16 protein-coding genes are annotated in these 18,056 nt (G+C 38.2%); 6 read left to right on the forward strand and 10 right to left on the reverse strand.

The window, feature by feature from the left end:
- The first annotated feature begins 109 nt into the window (after positions 1-109).
- Positions 110-232 carry a hypothetical protein gene (locus tag LQ227_RS25585; protein ID WP_255512125.1) on the forward strand — a complete coding sequence of 41 codons (123 nt, stop codon included), beginning with the start codon at positions 110-112 and terminating at the stop codon, positions 230-232.
- On the opposite strand, the gene LQ227_RS14115 is transcribed toward LQ227_RS25585, so the two are convergent.
- Both LQ227_RS14115 and LQ227_RS14120 read right to left on the reverse strand, forming a co-directional pair.
- Positions 216-2,123, reverse strand: a complete 1,908-nt coding sequence (locus tag LQ227_RS14115) for a DUF3857 domain-containing transglutaminase family protein (RefSeq protein WP_230140504.1) — start codon at positions 2,121-2,123, stop codon at positions 216-218. The genes LQ227_RS25585 and LQ227_RS14115 overlap by 17 nt on opposite strands.
- Positions 2,124-4,097, reverse strand: a complete 1,974-nt coding sequence (locus LQ227_RS14120) for a DUF3857 domain-containing protein (RefSeq protein WP_230140506.1) — start codon at positions 4,095-4,097, stop codon at positions 2,124-2,126.
- A 184-nt stretch (positions 4,098-4,281) separates the two neighbouring features.
- Between LQ227_RS14120 and LQ227_RS14125 the strand changes: the two genes are divergently transcribed.
- Both LQ227_RS14125 and LQ227_RS14130 read left to right on the forward strand, forming a co-directional pair.
- A complete protein-coding gene (locus LQ227_RS14125; RefSeq protein ID WP_230140508.1) occupies positions 4,282-5,235 on the forward strand; it encodes a 3'-5' exonuclease in 954 nt (317 codons plus the stop codon).
- 103 nt (positions 5,236-5,338) lie between these two features.
- On the forward strand, positions 5,339-7,198 hold the full coding sequence (locus LQ227_RS14130) for a M1 family metallopeptidase (protein ID WP_230140509.1): 1,860 nt from the start codon (positions 5,339-5,341) through the stop codon (positions 7,196-7,198).
- A 249-nt stretch (positions 7,199-7,447) separates the two neighbouring features.
- Here LQ227_RS14130 and queG read toward each other — a convergent pair whose 3' ends face one another.
- Positions 7,448-8,383, reverse strand: coding sequence for a tRNA epoxyqueuosine(34) reductase QueG (gene queG, locus LQ227_RS14135; RefSeq protein ID WP_230141998.1), 936 nt, complete (start codon positions 8,381-8,383; stop codon positions 7,448-7,450).
- Between the two features lie 138 nt (positions 8,384-8,521).
- On the opposite strand from queG, the gene LQ227_RS14140 reads away from it, so the two are divergent.
- A complete protein-coding gene (locus LQ227_RS14140; RefSeq protein ID WP_131031142.1) occupies positions 8,522-8,728 on the forward strand; it encodes a hypothetical protein in 207 nt (68 codons plus the stop codon).
- Between the two features lie 62 nt (positions 8,729-8,790).
- Here LQ227_RS14140 and LQ227_RS14145 read toward each other — a convergent pair whose 3' ends face one another.
- From LQ227_RS14145 to pdxH, 4 genes are all read right to left on the reverse strand, one after another.
- Positions 8,791-10,299 carry a bifunctional GNAT family N-acetyltransferase/carbon-nitrogen hydrolase family protein gene (locus LQ227_RS14145; RefSeq protein WP_230140511.1) on the reverse strand — a complete coding sequence of 503 codons (1,509 nt, stop codon included), beginning with the start codon at positions 10,297-10,299 and terminating at the stop codon, positions 8,791-8,793.
- Between the two features lie 266 nt (positions 10,300-10,565).
- On the reverse strand, positions 10,566-11,588 hold the full coding sequence (gene ruvB / locus LQ227_RS14150; RefSeq protein WP_029277907.1) for a Holliday junction branch migration DNA helicase RuvB: 1,023 nt from the start codon (positions 11,586-11,588) through the stop codon (positions 10,566-10,568).
- A gap of 31 nt (positions 11,589-11,619) precedes the next feature.
- Positions 11,620-12,513, reverse strand: a complete 894-nt coding sequence (locus LQ227_RS14155; RefSeq protein WP_230149723.1) for a 3-hydroxyacyl-CoA dehydrogenase family protein — start codon at positions 12,511-12,513, stop codon at positions 11,620-11,622.
- A 92-nt stretch (positions 12,514-12,605) separates the two neighbouring features.
- Positions 12,606-13,256 carry a pyridoxamine 5'-phosphate oxidase gene (gene pdxH / locus LQ227_RS14160; protein ID WP_230140514.1) on the reverse strand — a complete coding sequence of 217 codons (651 nt, stop codon included), beginning with the start codon at positions 13,254-13,256 and terminating at the stop codon, positions 12,606-12,608.
- Positions 13,257-13,302: 46 nt separating this feature from the next.
- Here pdxH and LQ227_RS14165 point away from each other — a divergent pair, with 46 nt between their 5' ends.
- Positions 13,303-13,866 (forward strand): YqgE/AlgH family protein, encoded by a 564-nt coding sequence (locus tag LQ227_RS14165; protein ID WP_230140516.1) that lies wholly within the window; start codon positions 13,303-13,305, stop codon positions 13,864-13,866.
- A gap of 163 nt (positions 13,867-14,029) precedes the next feature.
- On the opposite strand, the gene purE is transcribed toward LQ227_RS14165, so the two are convergent.
- Both purE and LQ227_RS14175 read right to left on the reverse strand, forming a co-directional pair.
- The gene (gene purE, locus LQ227_RS14170; RefSeq protein WP_230149725.1) at positions 14,030-14,536 is read right to left on the reverse strand and encodes a 5-(carboxyamino)imidazole ribonucleotide mutase; all 507 of its coding nucleotides are present in this window, start codon (positions 14,534-14,536) and stop codon (positions 14,030-14,032) included.
- Between the two features lie 84 nt (positions 14,537-14,620).
- Positions 14,621-15,760, reverse strand: coding sequence for a 5-(carboxyamino)imidazole ribonucleotide synthase (locus LQ227_RS14175; RefSeq protein WP_230149727.1), 1,140 nt, complete (start codon positions 15,758-15,760; stop codon positions 14,621-14,623).
- A gap of 54 nt (positions 15,761-15,814) precedes the next feature.
- Here LQ227_RS14175 and LQ227_RS14180 point away from each other — a divergent pair, with 54 nt between their 5' ends.
- Positions 15,815-17,005: an NAD(P)/FAD-dependent oxidoreductase gene (locus tag LQ227_RS14180; RefSeq protein ID WP_230140528.1), complete on the forward strand. Its 1,191-nt coding sequence runs from the start codon at positions 15,815-15,817 to the stop codon at positions 17,003-17,005.
- 248 nt (positions 17,006-17,253) lie between these two features.
- On the opposite strand, the gene LQ227_RS14185 is transcribed toward LQ227_RS14180, so the two are convergent.
- Positions 17,254-17,970: a hypothetical protein gene (locus LQ227_RS14185; RefSeq protein ID WP_230140530.1), complete on the reverse strand. Its 717-nt coding sequence runs from the start codon at positions 17,968-17,970 to the stop codon at positions 17,254-17,256.
- Positions 17,971-18,056: the final 86 nt, after the last annotated feature.

Consider the following 18,056-nt stretch of genomic DNA (forward strand, 5'->3'; position numbering starts at 1 on the left):
GATCCTTTCTAATTAAATTATTATCTGTGTTAATCGCCATAATCTGGGGAGAAACTTAGTAATTTTTCTTTAAATCTATTTTCCTATTTTTGCTGCATAAAAATGTAAAATGCCAAACGAAGAAAATGATTACTCTTTCTGGACCAAATACAAAAGATTTGCTTCAACAGAAATTTTAATGTACCTGATCATGATTATTGGTATTGGCCTCGGGATTATTTTTTTAAGCTAAGTGCTAATTTTAAATAATCTGCAGCATTTACATCATTAATGAATTTCGAAAACTCATTATACTGCGCTGCAGGAAATGTACCATCGTTTAGTATAAATTTCCGGTAATAGGTTAGTTTGTTGCCTACTAAGCTGGCCTTACATACATATTCCCCGAAAGGGCTTTTAAAAGCTTTATCTTGTCCAATAATCAATTCTGTAATTACATTATCTGGCAAGGTATAAACAATGCTATCTTCGTCTGTATATCCGCGGTTAATGTAAACAGGAAGTGTTCTGTTCTTTATTTCAGGAATCGACCGCCTCAGGTTAAAGGCATTGAGCTGTAAAAACATTTTGTTTCCATTAACAGGCGCATAATTTCTGATATTAATGCTTACTTCTTCCGTTAATTTGGGCGATATATCTTTTTTCTGCGCAAAGGAAACTGCTTCGAAATCAATATTGTCAATGTTATAAGCTTCTTTTAGTAGTTTATGCTGTTCGGTTATTGATTTACCGATCAGCGATTCCTGATTTTCGTATTGTGAGCCAGCATAAACGGTATTCATTTTTCCAGATACACTACCATCTAACTGAACAGTTAAGTTGGCTTTACGTATCTGCAAGTTCTCAGCAGTGGTTAGTTTTGGCGTATGCAATAGTTTGCCTCCCTCGGTAGTACAGGCAAGCACCAATCTATCATCCGTAAAATCGCTTAAAAAGCCGAAGGGGATTTTTTGGCTGGTGCATTCTAACCAGGTTGTGTCACCCTTTAAGGGCATACATAGAATAATATGATTGCCTTGTACCATACTGGCATAGTTCGGGTCCATACTTTTCTTTTCAGAACCAGCCGATACTACGCAGTAATAAGAATCAATATTTACTGCACTGAGCAGGCTTTGCATATAATTTACCAAAGCTTTACAATCACCATAGCCTAACCGGTCTACTTCACTGGCAGCAATCGGCTGAAAACCACCAATACCAATCTGTACGCTAATGTACCTTGTTTTGTCTTGTAAATACTGATAAATTTTACGTGCCTTATCTTTGTCTGTTTTTTCGTTTTTTACAAGGTCTTTTACCATTTCAATGGTGGCAGGTGGCAGGACTTTGCGTGCTGCTAACAAATCGTCATAAATCCATTTGCCTAGCTCTTTCCAGTTGGTATAGCTGCCTTTATGGTTGTAATAATAAAACGCTTGAGGGGCAATCTGGATGTTGGTTACATAAGTTTCGTGTGCCGGGCTATAGGGTTCAGTTCTAACCGCCAGGATATTATTTGCCTTCCAAATTGTTTTTTTCTGCTTCTCATCAGTTAGTACTTCTGGTGTTCCGTTATAATTCTGGGTTTTTATTCTTATCTCATCTGTTGGCTTACAAATAAACGTGTAAGTGCTTTTCTCTACTGAAACATCATCTGCTGGTTTCGGGCTCCAATCGGGTATAATCAGATTTTGCTTATTTCTAATTTCATAATTGTAAACCAGGGTGTAAGGATATTGGTTTACCGATGGTAGATAGTGTTTTACGCGGCTATCAACAAATAAGGAGAATCCATCGGCCGCGCTCATATCGGCAAAATCGTTTTGAGAAAACTTGTTGGTGAGCTTGCCAACGCTGTTGTAAACTTCTCCTTTTATCCCTTTAATTGAAATGTTTTTATCGTAATAGAGTACCAAGCGTGCTTCGTCCTCTCCATTTTGGTTAAATACCGTAATGGCCTTTTTTACATTGAGCATTACGTTATCAGGCGAGCGCATATCGATGGTTGTTTCTTCATTCCTGATACAGGCATTGGCCCGGTTGCGCAGGTTAGCGGGAATTAAATCAACATCATAATTGTCTTGCGCAAAGCCAATAACAGAAACTAAAAGCAAGGAAAATACGGTAAATAAGAATCTCATTTAATTTGCCTTTTTTAATAAAAATTCTGTTTTCTGGTTCTGGATGATCTTGCTATAGAATTCTTTTAAGAAAAGATATTCTTCTGGCTGATAAATAGCATTGTTAAACTGTAAAATCTGACTCATTGAAATGGTGTTTCCATCTAAAGCCGTTTGCAATAAATACTTTCCACCAGCATTGGGTAAAGCTATTGCCATATCTTTCGGTTTTTCTATCAATTGGTATTTTTCTGGTAAAAGCACACTGATGATAATGCGCTCGTCAGAAGCTGCACCCAAATCAACTGGGTAGGTGCGTTCGTTTAAATTAAATGGATTTTTCGAAATGGTATTGATAAAAAATGGGCTAAAATAGAACTGATCTTTATTGGTGCCATCGTTTATGGTAAACTCTACTTCGTATTTTTCGATTAAAGAATTTTCCACACTATCCAGGTTCGAAATTTGATGATCCAGTATCTTAATTCTGGTTAAACGTTCATCAAGCTTCTCGACATATTCATCCGGCGAATTGTATCGTAGAATATCTTTACGTTTGTTATATGCCGCGTAACCAATGGTATGGGTAGTTAAGGTGCCAATAATTTTTCCTTCAGTAGTCATTTTTCCCGTTAGGATATAACTGGTAGTTGTTTTCTGGCTGGCCTTTAAATCTATCCAGTAAGATGGTTTCTTTAAATTGATTACCCTGCCCTGGTCGTTAATACACCGAAGTGGTAACAATCCGAAGGGTAGAAGTGGTTCTGTAGCATCCAGTAAATAACTTTTATCGGCAAGATTTACTTTAGCAACCAGGTAATTAAAATCGCTCATTACCGGATAAAGTTTGTTTACAGTTCCATTATCACGGGTAGAAAGGATAACAGCCTCTGCATCTAAACCAGCTGCAGAAAGTGCCGCAATTAGGCTCAGGTTAATATCTGCTACATTGCCCGATCTGTTTTCTAGTACTTTTTTAATGTTATCTTCCGCGTATTTTCCGTAGTAATTATTCCACTTGATCTGTTTTTTGATGTAATTATAAACGGCTTTTGCTTTATCTAAATCAGTAGTACTTCCTTTTGTAATTTCTGGAATGAGGTCTTTAAAAACATCTTTCCTTTTCATCTGATCGCCCAGGGTTTTATATGATGACAGTTCATAATCAACATCTTTCCAAGTTTTAGTATAGGAAGTTTTTGCTCCATTCAAATTCTGTACATCCGAAAGCTCAAAATAAATAGCCGATTTAAAGTTACTGGGCGCGGTCATGTTATCTTCTTCAATAAATGCCGGAATGTTTTTCATCATGTAGTTGATTTTTGAGCAATCGATAGCTACGCCTGAAAGCCTTAAACATTCTTTGCTCAACTCTACTTTTTGATCCGTCAGTTTTTGAAATCCGCGTAAGGAAACATTGTAGTTGTAAATGCCTGGGATGTAAACCAAATATTCGCTAATCACCTTTGGAATGTTGCTTTGAAATTCCCATGTTTTGAAATTAAATAAGTTGGGCGATTTTAACCTATAACTATATTCAATTATAGCGCCTTCTTTGAGGTTTGGAAGCGTAAACTTGGTTAGTCTGGTGTATTTTGACCGGTTTTCAGTGAAAACAGCCTTTCTGTCCATTACGGTTTCTACAAAATTATTATTTACATAATTAAAAGTAGAGGCTTTTAAATCACTGATCGTTTCTTCGCGAGATTCGTCTTTATAGGTCGGAATAACAATATTAGCTTCCTTAAAGCCTTCTTTATTGTAGATTTTGATTTTTACATGGTGCTCAAAAATCAGTTCTAAACTGCCAGTATTATCATCCCGTTGGATAGATGCTGTACCAAACTCTTTTAAAACAATAGCGTTGGCATTACTGTCTAATTTTTTTCTGTCGAATTCGTAATCGTCATAGGTGATTGCACCAAAGTTAAAGTTTTGAGCATGAGTAGTTAATGATAAAAATAGGAGGGATAGTATGGCTAATGTCTTATTCATTTGAGCGTATATAAATTGTCGCAATTTAATCCTACAAACTAACATTCTGAAATAATTTGACAATTAAATTTATAAATTAATAAAGCTGTTTTACAGAACTAATGAAACCTTTTTAGCACTTTTGAAAAAAAAGAATTTGACATTCCGATTCAAATCTAATGTCGCCAATCTCACATCATAAGAAATGAAATTAAATTTAAAGCGCCCTTTAGCATTTTTTGATTTAGAAGCTACTGGAATTAATGTTGGAGCTGACAGAATCGTTGAAATAGCGATTTTAAAAGCCATGCCAGATGGTTCTGAACTGGTTAAAACCTGGCGTGTAAATCCAGAAATGCCGATTCCTTTGCAAACCTCGTTAATACATGGTATTTATGATGAAGACATTGCAAACGAGCCTACCTTTAAAACTTTGGCAGCCGAAATTGCCGAATTCATTGGCGAAAGTGACCTGGCAGGATACAATTCGAATAAATTTGATATCCCGATGCTTTTAGAAGAATTTTTAAGAGCTGAAGTGGATTTTGATATGAACAACCGCAAGTTTGTTGATGTACAGAATATATTCCACCAAATGGAGCAGCGTACTTTAAAAGCAGCTTATAAATTCTATTGTCAGGAAGATTTAATTAATGCACACGCTGCAGAAGCGGATGTTATTGCCACTTACAAGGTTTTACTCGGCCAGTTAGAAATGTACAAGGAAACCGAGTTTGAAAGCAAACAAGGTGTAAAAAGCATTCCCGTTGTAAATGATGTAGATGCATTGCATATTTTTACCAATATTAATAAACCTGTAGATTTTGCTGGCCGTTTGGTTTACAATGATGACAATGAGGTATGCTTTAACTTTGGTAAACATAAAGGTAAAACTACTGCTCAGGTATTTTCGGTAGAGCCTAGCTATTATGCCTGGATGAAGAATGGCGATTTCCCTTTGTACACAAAGAAGAAATTAGATGAGGAGTGGGCAAAATTCAATGCCAAGAAAAATGAAAACAAGGCAGCAAGACCTCAAAATAATACACCAACAAATAAGCCTCAATATCAACAAAAGCCTCAGCCTAAGCAAGAAAAACCGGCACAACCAATTAATACAGATATGTTGGAGCAGTTGAAAATGAAGTTTGGTAAGTAGATTTTGGTTAATCGGTTAATTGTGTAAACTTGGTAATCTGTTAACTGGTTATTAAAAGATAACATTACGCTATGCGCAAAGCGCTTTGCCCTAAACTCAAAAAATGAAATCTATAAAAATATTTAGCCTTTTATTGTGTACAACATTTTACGCTAACGCGCAGACTACTTTACCAATAGCGCCTGAATTTCAAAAAACCTATCAAAAGGAAACCAGAAATGCGAATGGGAAACCCGGTAAGAATTATTGGCAAAATACTTCCAAATACGATTTGAATGTAGATTTTAATCCTACTAGCAGGTTATTAAAGGGAAAAGTTCAGGTAATTTATACCAATAACAGTCCTGATACGCTGAAGGAAATCTGGTTTAAAATTTATCCAAATCTGTACAAAAAAGGAACACCAAGAAAATCAAAATTGGCAGAGTCTGACCTGGGTAATGGGGTTGCTATTGAAAAACTGGCAGCAAACGGAAAGTCAATCACTGATTTTAAAATTGATGGAACCAATATGACTGTTAGTGTTCCTGCGGTTGTTCCTGGCAAAACGATTAGCTTTTCTATTGATTATAGCTATACTTTAAATAAGGGATCGCATATGCGTACAGGTCAGGTAGATGAGGGATCTCATTTCGTGGCTTACTTTTTTCCGCGTATTGCGGTTTATGATGATGTAGACGGATGGAATAAATTCCCTTACACAGGAGCTGAGGAGTTTTATAATGACTTTGACCAATTCAATGCTTCAATTACTGTTCCAGGTGGTTATGGAGTTTGGGCAACCGGCGACCTGAGAAACCCTTCAGAAGTTTTCCAGAAAGATATCGTTTCCAGAATGTTATTTGCCGAAAAAAATGATGCCGTAATTGATGTGATTACCGACAAAGATTTAGCTGATAAAAAAGTAACGCAACCGAATGCTTTTAATACCTTTAAATTCGAGGCTAAAAACGTTACTGATTTTGTATTTGCGCTAAGCGATCATTACCTGTGGAAATCGAGCAGTTTAGTCGTTGATCCTAAAACAAAAAGAAGAACCCGTGTAGATGCTGTTTTTAATCCAAAACATAAAGATTATTACGAAGTGATTGATTTTGCCCGTAAAACGGTTGAAGCCATGAGTTATACTTTTCCTAAATGGCCTTTTCCATACAATCATGAAACGATATTCGATGGTTTAGACCAAATGGAATACCCAATGATGGTGAACGATAACCCGGTTGATAACCGCACAGATGCCATTACCCTAACTGACCATGAAATTTTTCATACGATGTTTCCTTTTTACATGGGCATAAATGAGACAAAATATGGTTGGATGGACGAAGGTTGGGCCACAATAGGTGAGTGGTTGATTTCTCCGATGATTGATTCTACAATTGTTGATGAATACGGCGTACAACCTACGGCTTCCTCATCTGGTGGTAAAGATGATACTCCAATAATGACTTTAACCCCAGATTTAAAAGGATCAGGATCTTTTACCAATTCGTACCCTAAACCAGGTTTGGCTTATTTGTTTGTTAAAGATTACCTTGGAGATGAACTGTTTACCAAAGCTTTGCATACTTATATTAAAAACTGGAATGGTAAACACCCGATGCCACACGATTTCTTTAATAGCATGAATGAGGGAAGCGGTAAAAATTTAAACTGGTTCTGGAAAGCCTGGTTTTTTGAAGATGGCGTTACCGATATGGCTATAAAGGCTGTAGACAAAACATCAAGTGGATATACGATTACCATTGAGAACAAAAGCGTTAAGCCTTTACCAATCGATTTATCTCTGACTTATGACGATGGCTCTGTTGAAAATAACCATAGCACCATTGGTGTTTGGGAAAAAGGGGATAAGCAAGTGAAAGTAACAATCAAAACAAGCAAGAAATTATCAAAAGTGGTGATGGGAAACCCGCATACGCCTGATAAAGTGAAAAGTGACAACAGTTTTTCGTTGAATTAGATGAATACGGAGGATTCAGGTTTTTCTGGGCGATCTGTTTAGTTAAACTTGATCTTGCTAATAAATTTGCCTGATATATAGTTATCGCTCTGAATCGTCATCTCGACTGGAGCGAAGCGGAATGGAGAGATCTTTAAACGGTATTAGGGTCTTCGAATCCGCTCAGACTGACATATTGATATAGATTTAGTTTCGCTGAGCCTTCGGGTTCTCGACTCCGTTGCGCTTCGCTCGAAATGAAGATAAACATTATTCAGGTTTCAGAAAATCGATATTCCTTTTCAGTCCGGAAAATTTAGTGCGTTTAACGGCCGACCCTTTAAAAACCTTTTTAAAAACATCATCTGTAATTTCAGTCAGGTCTTTTGCGTTCAAATCCAGTAGGCCGTTCTCTGGCTTAAAAGCTTCTTCATTGTGTGCTTTAGAGAAACGGTTCCATGGGCAAACATCCTGACAGATATCACAACCGAACATCCAGTTGTTCATTTTATCTTTAAACTCATTGGGAATTTCATTTTTCAGCTCAATAGTGAGGTAGGAGATGCATTTGGTTCCATCTACAACCTGTGGTGCAATAATGGCATCAGTTGGGCAGGCGTCTAAACAACGTGTACAGCTTCCGCAATAATCAGCTTGATATGGGTGATCGTAATCTAGCTCTAGATCAACAATCAATTCTGCAAGAAAGAAAAAGGAACCATCAGTTTTACTGATCAGGTTAGAATTTTTACCAATCCAGCCAATGCCCGATTTTTTTGCCCAGGCACGATCTAAAACCGGAGCAGAATCTACAAACGCTCTTCCCGAAACTTCGCCAATATTTTCTTCAATAAAATGAGTTAGTTCTTTTAATTTATCTTTTATTACGGTATGGTAATCTTGTCCGTACGCATACTTGGAAATTTTTGGCGCATCAGGATCTGATTGTTTTTCTTCTGTGTAATAGTTTAAGGATAAGGAAATTACTGATTTTGCGTCCTCTACTAAAAGCCTGGGGTCGAGGCGTTTATCGAAATAATTTTCCATATATTTCATTTCACCATGGCGGTTTTGATTCAGCCATTTTTCTAACCTTGGGGCCTCTTCTTCAAGAAATTCAGCTTTTGAAATGCCACAGGCCATAAAACCCAAACGCAGGGCTTCATCTTTGATGAGTTGGCTATATTTTGCAGAATTGTTGTACACCGATCTGCAAAGATAAGGCTTAGGATTTAAAACATTTTCATTAATCACTTGTTCTAAATACAGAAACTAAATTAATTAATTATGGTTCATCCTGATTGAAATCACACTAGGAAAGGAAGAACTTTTAGAGTATTAGCTATGGAAAATATAGATCCACAACATACGGAATCAGGAGCAGCTCCTAAACCGATCGAAAAAGATTACGAAAGTCATAAAGAAGATCCGGGGCCAGCAAAGCCAGCGGTAACGGAGAAAGATGAAAACGGAGCAGGGCAAGCCTTGAAATGGGTGCTACCTCTGGCTGTGATTATTGGTCTGATTATATGGTTTGTGATGAGAAAATAATTAGCTTTAGATTATAATGAAAATGCCGGCTCATTTATTTGACCGGCATTTTTTATGGATTATTATTTCAAAAGTTTAACCTGATAAAGGTCTTTTCTTCTGTCTTTTAGTACTTTTACTGTTCCATAGTGGTGCAGTTCGTCTAGTAAATGTAGGTCAACATCGACTACTAAAACCATCTCTGTATTTGGTGTAGCTTCTGCTTTTATGGCATTGGTTGGGAAAGCGAAATCAGAAGGTGTAAAAACCGCCGATTGCGCGAACTGGATGTCCATGTTGTTTACCTTCGGTAAATTGCCCACGCAGCCTGCAATGGCCACATAACATTCGTTTTCTATCGCCCGTGCCTGAGCACAATGCCGAACGCGTGTATAACCATTCTGTGTATCCGTTAAGAATGGCACAAACAAAATCTGCATGCCCTGATCGGCGTAAATACGGCTCAATTCAGGAAATTCTACATCGTAACAGATCAAAATGCCTACTTTACCGCAATCAGTATCAAAAACCTGTACTTTATCACCGCCAATCATACCATAATATTTCTGCTCATTTGGTGTAATGTGGATTTTTCTATACTCATCTATTTTACCGGTACGGTGACAAAGGTAAGTGGCATTATAGAGTTTACCATCCTCAATAAGTGGCATACTGCCTGTAATGATGTTAGTATTGTAGCTCAACGAGTACTCGTGCATTCTTTGTACAATCTCTTCCGTTTTTTCGGCGAGTTTGCGCATGGCCTCAATTTCTGGCAAATGATTATAAGGTTGCAGTAAGGGCGTGTTAAATAGTTCAGGAAACATCACGAAATCTGATTTGTAACCACTTAACGCATCAACAAAAAATTCTACCTGCTCATAAAATGCGTCCATATTGGGGAATAAACGCATTTCCCATTGCACCAAACCCAAACGGATGGTCATTGCCGAACGGGCTGAAGCATCAATGCCCTGGTAATAAATGTTATTCCACTCAATTAAGGTGGCATATTCTTTTGATTCTTTATCGCCCGGCAAGTAATTCTTTAATACTTTTCTTACGTGAAAATCATTAGAGATCTGGAAAGTAAGCGTAGGATCGTAAATTTCTTTTGCTTTTACCTTGTCAATATACTGCCTTGGGCTAAGCTGTTCAGCATATTGATGATAACCCGGAATTCTGCCACCTGCAATAATACTTTTTAGGTTTAGGCTTTCACAGAGTTCTTTACGTGCCTCATATAACCTTCTTCCCAAGCGCAAACCACGGAAGTCAGGGTGCACGAAAATTTCGATTCCGTATAGCGTGTCGCCGTTTGGATCGTGTGTTGTAAAAGAATAATCGCCAGTAATCAACTTGTAGGTATGCCGATCGCCATATTCGTCGTACTCTACAATAATGGCTAATGAGCAGGCTACAACCTTATCATCAACAGCGATACAGAGCTGCCCCTCGGGGAAAATATTTAAAAGTTTTGCAATACTTGATTTTGGCCAGATGGAACCGCCCATACTGTCGTAGGCCTGGAGCATCGATTCTTTAAGATCTTCGTAATCTTCGAGCGTTAGTTTACGTAATTCAATATTCATAATGTTTGATTTCTATTTTATGAACACCAAAAGGGCTTAAATGTTCAGATGGATTGTATATTTCTATTAAGATTCCGAAACAAGTTTAGGAGGACGAACAAAAAGATTGCTTCGTTCCTCGCAATGACGGAAATAAGTGTGTCATCTCGACCGCAGTGTTCCTAAGGAGCTCCTTTGGAGGAGAGATCTTTAATACTACGATACCAGATTTCTCCGTTCCGCTTTGCTCCAGTCGAAATGACGACCGACTATGGAGTGTGGCGATATTAAAACAACTTTCCGGTTTGGCCGGGATAATTTTTCTTTAAGTGCTTGTAAGCCGCTTCGGTAACTTCTCTACCCCGTGAAGTACGCATAATATAACCCTCTTGAATCAAAAATGGCTCATAAACCTCCTCAATAGTGCCTTCATCTTCTCCAACAGCTGTTGCAATGGTTTTTAAACCTACCGGACCGCCTTTAAATTTATCGATGATGGTAACCAGGATCCTGTTGTCCATTTCATCCAAGCCATGTTCATCTACATTTAATGCATTGAGGGCATAGCGGGCAATTTCAGTATCGATATTTCCGTTTCCTTTAATCTGCGCAAAATCTCTTGTTCTCCGTAAAAGTGCATTGGCGATACGGGGTGTGCCGCGACTACGGCGGGCAATTTCGTAGGCACCTTCATCACTGATCGGTGTTTTTAATATATCAGAAGAGCGTAGCACAATTGTGGTTAGCAATTTAGCATCGTAGTAAGCCAGGCGGGCATTGATGCCAAAGCGTGCCCTTAACGGAGCAGTCAGCAATCCGGAACGGGTGGTAGCACCTACTAAAGTAAAAGGATTAAGCGATATCTGTACAGAACGGGCATTCGGGCCAGTTTCGAGCATAATATCAATTTTAAAATCCTCCATGGCAGAGTATAGGTATTCTTCTACAAGGGGAGATAAACGATGGATCTCATCAATAAAAAGAATATCGCCTTCATCTAAGCCGGTTAATAAACCAGCTAAATCACCAGGTTTGTCTAATACTGGACCAGAGGTTACCTTAATGCCAGTAGCCATTTCATTGGCAATGATATGAGAAAGTGTGGTTTTGCCTAATCCGGGAGGACCATGCAAAAGAACATGATCTAAAGCCTCACCGCGGAGTTTCGCCGCCTGAACAAAAATCTTTAGATTTTCCATCACTTTTTCCTGCCCAGTAAAATCTTCAAAAGCCTGTGGCCTTAAGACCCTTTCAATATCGCGATCGGTAGGGCTTAGGTTGCTTGCTTCAGGATCCAGATTCTCATTCATACAGCAAATATAAAATTAAATGCTAAAAAAATTAGGATTTTTTAAATTTATCAGAAACGACAAGATCTTTTGATCCGGCAGTATACTTATAAAAACCTTCGCCAGTTTTAATACCTTTTTTACCTGCAGCAACCATATTTACTAATAAAGGGCAAGGCGCATATTTAGGATTTCCAAATCCATCGTTCAATACTTTTAATATCGCCAAACAAACATCCAGACCAATAAAATCTGCTAATTGCAAGGGCCCCATCGGGTGCGCCATTCCAAGTTTCATTACCGTATCGATTTCGTAAACACCTGCTACGCCTTCATATAGGGTATAAATGGCCTCGTTAATCATTGGCATTAAAATGCGGTTAGCCACAAAACCCGGATAATCATTTACCTCAACAGGAACTTTCTCCAAACTTTGCGATAGCGACATAATAGTACTGGTTGTTTCATCACTTGTGGCATAACCTCTTATTACTTCTACTAACTTCATTACCGGAACAGGGTTCATAAAGTGCATCCCGATCACCTTATCACCTCTACCGGTTACGGCAGCAATCTGCGTAATGGAAATAGAAGACGTATTAGAAGCCAGAATAGCATGTGCAGGTGCGTACTCATCTAAATCCTTAAAGATCTTCAGTTTTAAGTCCACATTTTCGGTAGCGGCTTCTACAATTAAATCGGAGCTTTGAACGCCATCCTTTGTTGAGGTATATGTGGTGATGTTATTAAGAGTTGCCGCTTTCTGATCTTCTGTTAATGTGCCTTTGGCAAGCTGTCTGTCTAAATTTTTGGTAATGGTTTGTATGGCCCTATCCAATGCAGCTTGATTAATATCAATCAGGTTGACTTGATAATTGAATTGTGCAAAGGTATGAGCGATGCCATTTCCCATCGTGCCGGATCCTATAACTGCGATTTGTTTCATCTTTAAGAGATTAAAAAAAGAGAATTTAATAGTAAACGATTAGTTAAATAGAGATCTTGCCGGATAGCCCGATCTCTATTTATTATATTAGGTTATGGTGCCAATCTTGTTTTAGTCCAGATTCCCTTAACCTTTTCGAAATTTATCCTGTCATGCAGCCTGCTGCTTCTTCCTTGCCAAAACTCTATCCTTGTAGGTTTTACAATATAACCGCCCCAGTGCGCAGGTTTTGCAATACCTTTATCGGTACTTTTAGCCTTTAATTCTTCAAATTTTTCTTCTAAAAATGCCCTATTTGGAATAACCTGGCTCTGTGGAGAGGCTACTGCTCCAATCTGACTGCCAATTGGCCTGGTATTGAAATATTCTTCGGAAGTTTCCTTATCTAGTTTTTCTACCGTTCCTTCGATCCTCACTTGTCTTTCCAATTCAGGCCAGAAAAATACTAAAGCCGCATATGGATTACGTTTAAGCTCTTTTCCTTTGGCACTTAGGTAATTTGTAAAGAATCTAAATCCATCTGTATCAACGCCTTTAAGTAAAACAATACGGGCATCGGGTCTGCCAGCTTTATCGGCTGTAGCCAAAGTCATTACATTGGGTTCGTATATCTGGGCATCAACAGCATGTTGAAACCATTTTTTAAACTGAATAATTGGGTCTTGATCAACGTCAGATTCATCCAGCGAAGCGCTTTTGTAATCTTGGCGCAGGTTTTGTAGAAATTCATTTGTAACTTGCATTTAACAAAAATAGACATCTTTTACGGTGTAACAAATGATTATCATCATGCTGAACAATATAAAACCTAAAACAGGCCGCTTGCTTATCTCAGAGCCATTTATGGCCGATCCTAATTTTAAAAGATCTGTTGTGCTATTAACAGAGCATGGTGATGATGGCACCGTGGGTTATATCCTGAACCAGGTAGGGAATCTGATGTTGAACGATGTGATCCAGGATTTGTGGGATGCAAAAAACTACATTTATTTTGGCGGACCAGTTGCAGCAGATACCTTACATTTCATTCATCGTAGTTATGATAAACTACAGAGTGGTGAGCCTATTGGGAATGGACTGTATTGGGGTGGAAATTTTGAAACACTTAAAATCCTTTTAAATACCAATGCCATAAGCGCTGAGGAAATAAAATTTTTTATGGGCTACTCTGGCTGGGGCCATGGACAGCTCGATCGCGAAATAGAGCAGAATGCCTGGATGGTGAGTGATACCTTTAATCCTGATCTCATTTTTAGTAACGATGACGAAAAACTTTGGCGGGATGTGATCGTAAACTTAGGACCAAAATATGCCCATATCAGTAATTTTCCGGTAGACCCGAGTTTAAATTAGGGAGTTTTTTTGAGAAGTTTTTATAAAGTAGTCGTCATCTCGACTGAAGCACAGCGGAATGGAGAGATCTATAGAGATAGATTTAGCTTCGCTGAGCCTTCGGGTTCTCGGCTGCGTTGCACTCCGCTCGAAATGACGATACCTTGCAGTCAGTCACCGCTACTTAAGACTCAAGACTATCAGCGCTTTCTTCAACCTTTCTTCTCAGTTCATCTTTGTAAGCTTGCATTTTAACTGTTAAAGAATCATCAGCTGTAGCTAAAATCTGAGTGGCCAATAAACCTGCATTTTTAGCCGCGTTTAATGCTACTGTAGCCACTGGGATACCATTTGGCATTTGTAAAATAGATAAAATACTATCCCAGCCATCGATAGAGTTTGATGATTTAACCGGAACACCGATTACTGGCAATGTGGTAATAGAAGCCACCATTCCAGGTAAGTGGGCAGCACCACCAGCACCGGCAATAATCACTTTTAAACCACGGCCTTGCGCTTCTTTAGCATAATTAAACATCCGTTCCGGTGTTCTGTGGGCAGATACAACGGTAATTTCATAGTTTATTCCAAATTCTTTTAATACATCAGCGGCATCTTGCATAACAGGTAAATCTGATTTGCTACCCATAATAATTCCAACTAATGCCGAATTTGAATTTCCTTGACTCATATCTATTTTATTTCTTTTTTAATTTCTTTTAAACTTTTTGTATTTCCACCTGGTTTTTAGTTTCCTTTTAGGGACCGAGGGTGTTTATGCCACTACTTTTAGTGTTTTTTGTACAAAGCGTGCTTTTTCGATGGCTTTTTCTCTATCGATATCTACAATGGTTACATGGCCCATCTTGCGGAAAGGTTTTGTGTATTTCTTACCATATAGGTGAACAAAAACACCGTCAATCGCTAATATTTTTTCCAGATTTTCATATTTAGCTACACCTTCGAAGCCTTTTTCGCCAAGTAGATTAATCATAATGGCATTGGTAATACTTGTGGTATCGCCAAGTGGCAAATTATAAATAGAACGTAAATGTTGTTCGAACTGAGAAACATAATTGCCTTCAATAGTTTGGTGACCGCTATTATGCGGACGAGGGGCCACCTCGTTAACCAGCAACTCTCCATCTTTGCAAATAAACATTTCTACCGCTAAAATCCCGGTGATGTTCATTGCTGAGGCAATATTTTTAGCAATGTTTTCTGCTTTTTGTTGTAAGCTTTCGGCAAAAGTAGATGGAGAAATTAAAAACTCAACCAAATTGGCCTCTGGATTAAATTCCATTTCTACCATCGGGAAAGTTTTCATATCGCCATTGGCATTACGGGCAACAATTACGGCAACTTCTTTTTCAAAATCGACCAGTTTTTCAATAATACAAGGTGCATCGAAAGCTTTGGCCAGATCGGCTGCACTATTGATTTTCATCACACCTTTGCCATCATAACCATCTTTACGCAGTTTTAAAATATATGGAAAAGGGATAGCACTATTCTCTATATCTTCCTTCGTATTTACAATCTGGAAAGGAGAGGTTGGGATATCATTTTCTTTAAAAAACTGTTTTTGTACACCTTTATCTTGAATTAAACGGATCACCCTCGATTGTGGAAAAACCTTTTTGCCTTCTTTTTCAAGCTGCTCAAGGGCGTCGATATTTACTTTTTCAATTTCAATGGTAATGATATCGGCTTTCTTTCCAAAAGCGTAAACGGTGTCAAAATCGGTAATTGAGCCATTTTCGAAGTAATTAGAGATGTGCTTACAAGGGGCATCAGGATCTGGGTCTAAAACTAATGTGGTTACATTGTAATTGATTGCTTGTTGAATGAGCATTCTGCCCAATTGTCCGCCACCTAAAATACCTAATTTTAATTCGCTAATCTGTTTTGCCATGCGCTTGAAAATAATGCTACTTTTGTGCAAAAGTAACCATAATAAATTTTATTGATGAATGCTGATGCAATAATTATTGGTGCAGGTGCCTGCGGATTGATGTGTGCGGTGCAGGCAGGCTATCTGGGTAAAAAAGTGATTGTGCTCGAAAAAAATGAAAAACCCGGTGCCAAAATTTTAATTTCAGGTGGTGGTCGCTGTAATTATACGAATCAATTTGCATCAGCTGAGCAGTTTATATCAGCAAACCCACATTTTATCAAATCTGCTTTCACGCAGTGGACGGTTGACGATACCATTGGCTTTTTTGAAACTTATGGTATAACAGGTAAAGAAAAAACTTTAGGCCAATTATTTCCTGATGATAAAAATGCGAAAGATGTTGTTGAGGTTTTTACATCCATTTGCAAAGATTTCGGGCAAGAAATTAGGTGTAACGCAGATGTAAAGGATATTGAAATATTGCCAGAAGGCTTTAAAGTAAGTTATGAGAAAAATGGTAAAACGGTAGTTTTAACTGCGGACAAGCTAGTGATTACCACCGGAGGTTTACCCATCCCAAAAATGGGTGCTACCGATTTTGCCTTACGCTTTGCGAGAAAACATGACTTAAAAATTATTGAAACGGCTCCTGCTTTGGTTCCATTAACCATTACTGGTAAGGATGAAGAATGGTTTGCGCAGCTTTCGGGAAATTCTGTTTTTTGCGAAGTAAGCAATGATGAGATTTCGTTCGAAGAAAATATCCTTTTTACCCATTGGGGATTAAGCGGGCCTGCCATTTTGCAGATTTCTTCTTTTTGGAGAAGAGGTGAAACAGTTAACCTGAATCTGTTGCCTCATCAGGATATCGTAGCATTATTGGATGAAGAAAGAAAAACGAATGGCAAAACTTTATTGTCGACGCTTTTAAACCGGATTTATACCAGGAAGTTTACCGATGCATTAGGTAAGTTTTTACCTTTAAGCAAACCTGTTGCGGCATTAACAAAATCAGAAATCGATTTAATTGAACAAACCATTCATCACTTTAAGGTTAAACCCGCGGGTGATAAAGGCTATGACAAAGCCGAAGTAATGCGTGGTGGAATCGATACCAACGAAATATCTTCTAAAACTCTGGAATGTAAAAAGATCCCGAACTTGTTTTTTGGTGGCGAATGTTTAGATGTTACAGGTTGGCTGGGCGGCTATAATTTTCAATGGGCATGGGCAAGCGGTTTTGTTATTGCGCAACATATTTAAGATTATAAGCCTGTAAGGTTATACTACCTGCTACTTAAATGTGCTCAGGTGACTAAGGTGGTCAATATTATCCTGAAAATGAGCGGCTGTAATACTTCGGAAGGTGCAGCCCTGCTATCCCTCCAAGTCCTCACTCATGCTTCGCTCCGGGCTTTTCGTTCTATCAGGTTTATTTAACCTAAAACAGCGGTTCTTAGGGGGCAAGCTAAATAAACCTACCAGGTTTCTAAAACCTGATAGGTTTGGATCTACAAATAAACATTTGGCATAATCTCCCATGCCCATGGCTTTTTAAAGGTTTTGAACGTTCTGAGCTGCGAAAAATATAAAACCTCACTTGTTTTTCGGTTTGCAATATCCCTTCGGTGTAGATTACCAACAGTAGTAAATAATTCGCGGGTTTTAAAATCGTAAACCCTTTCGGTCATATCGCCACTGTTCTGGTTAAAATAAAGATTTATCGCACTGGTTAAAAACCAGTCTTTATTCTCAAATTTAAAGGTATAACCCAGTTCCCAGCGCCATTCCGAGCCACCCTGGAAGCGGAGATAGAGTTGTTGATCTTTAATCGCAATCTGTTGTAACGGATCACCCAGTTTACCACCTTCTTCGGAACGTAGAATGAAATCATTATTTTGGGTTGATAAGCTAAAAGCCCCAGTTGATTTATCTTTAAAAAAGATAGCCAATATTCTTGGTTTCTGGGTTTCTTTAATGATATCTGTATTGTTGTCTCCATAAACACGGGTTTCATCAATCGATCTGTTAAACTCAAAAACTACCGCCAGATCGTCTGAGGCATCGTTGTTTAAGTCGCCATAAACATGATCGATAACGGTCCAGTTGGGTGGAGTAATTTGCTCAATGGAAGATCCTTGTGTTTTAATTTTAGGAAATACAAATGCTTTTTGTGCAAAGCTGATTTGCACACTGAGCATCAGGATGTAGAAACAAAAAACTTTCATTTAGGTAGAAAACGTGTTGATGTAGGGGTAAAACGTGTAAATTGGTGTTTTAGTTTAAATTAATTGCATATCCAGGTATATTCGTC

The sequence above is a fragment of the Pedobacter sp. Bi27 genome (assembly GCF_918698255.1).
Taxonomy (GTDB): domain Bacteria; phylum Bacteroidota; class Bacteroidia; order Sphingobacteriales; family Sphingobacteriaceae; genus Pedobacter.

Excerpts from the sequence above, each read along its gene's own strand:
- LQ227_RS25585 (WP_255512125.1), top strand. The coding sequence starts at position 110 with ATGCCAAACGAAGAAAATGATTACTCTTTCTGGACCAAATACAAAAGA.
- LQ227_RS14115 (WP_230140504.1), bottom strand. The coding sequence starts at position 2,123 with ATGAGATTCTTATTTACCGTATTTTCCTTGCTTTTAGTTTCTGTTATT.
- LQ227_RS14120 (WP_230140506.1), bottom strand. The coding sequence starts at position 4,097 with ATGAATAAGACATTAGCCATACTATCCCTCCTATTTTTATCATTAACT.
- LQ227_RS14125 (WP_230140508.1), top strand. The coding sequence starts at position 4,282 with ATGAAATTAAATTTAAAGCGCCCTTTAGCATTTTTTGATTTAGAAGCT.
- LQ227_RS14130 (WP_230140509.1), top strand. The coding sequence starts at position 5,339 with ATGAAATCTATAAAAATATTTAGCCTTTTATTGTGTACAACATTTTAC.
- LQ227_RS14140 (WP_131031142.1), top strand. The coding sequence starts at position 8,522 with ATGGAAAATATAGATCCACAACATACGGAATCAGGAGCAGCTCCTAAA.
- LQ227_RS14145 (WP_230140511.1), bottom strand. The coding sequence starts at position 10,299 with ATGAATATTGAATTACGTAAACTAACGCTCGAAGATTACGAAGATCTT.
- ruvB (WP_029277907.1), bottom strand. The coding sequence starts at position 11,588 with ATGAATGAGAATCTGGATCCTGAAGCAAGCAACCTAAGCCCTACCGAT.
- LQ227_RS14155 (WP_230149723.1), bottom strand. The coding sequence starts at position 12,513 with ATGAAACAAATCGCAGTTATAGGATCCGGCACGATGGGAAATGGCATC.
- pdxH (WP_230140514.1), bottom strand. The coding sequence starts at position 13,256 with ATGCAAGTTACAAATGAATTTCTACAAAACCTGCGCCAAGATTACAAA.
- LQ227_RS14165 (WP_230140516.1), top strand. The coding sequence starts at position 13,303 with ATGCTGAACAATATAAAACCTAAAACAGGCCGCTTGCTTATCTCAGAG.
- purE (WP_230149725.1), bottom strand. The coding sequence starts at position 14,536 with ATGAGTCAAGGAAATTCAAATTCGGCATTAGTTGGAATTATTATGGGT.
- LQ227_RS14175 (WP_230149727.1), bottom strand. The coding sequence starts at position 15,760 with ATGGCAAAACAGATTAGCGAATTAAAATTAGGTATTTTAGGTGGCGGA.
- LQ227_RS14180 (WP_230140528.1), top strand. The coding sequence starts at position 15,815 with ATGAATGCTGATGCAATAATTATTGGTGCAGGTGCCTGCGGATTGATG.
- LQ227_RS14185 (WP_230140530.1), bottom strand. The coding sequence starts at position 17,970 with ATGAAAGTTTTTTGTTTCTACATCCTGATGCTCAGTGTGCAAATCAGC.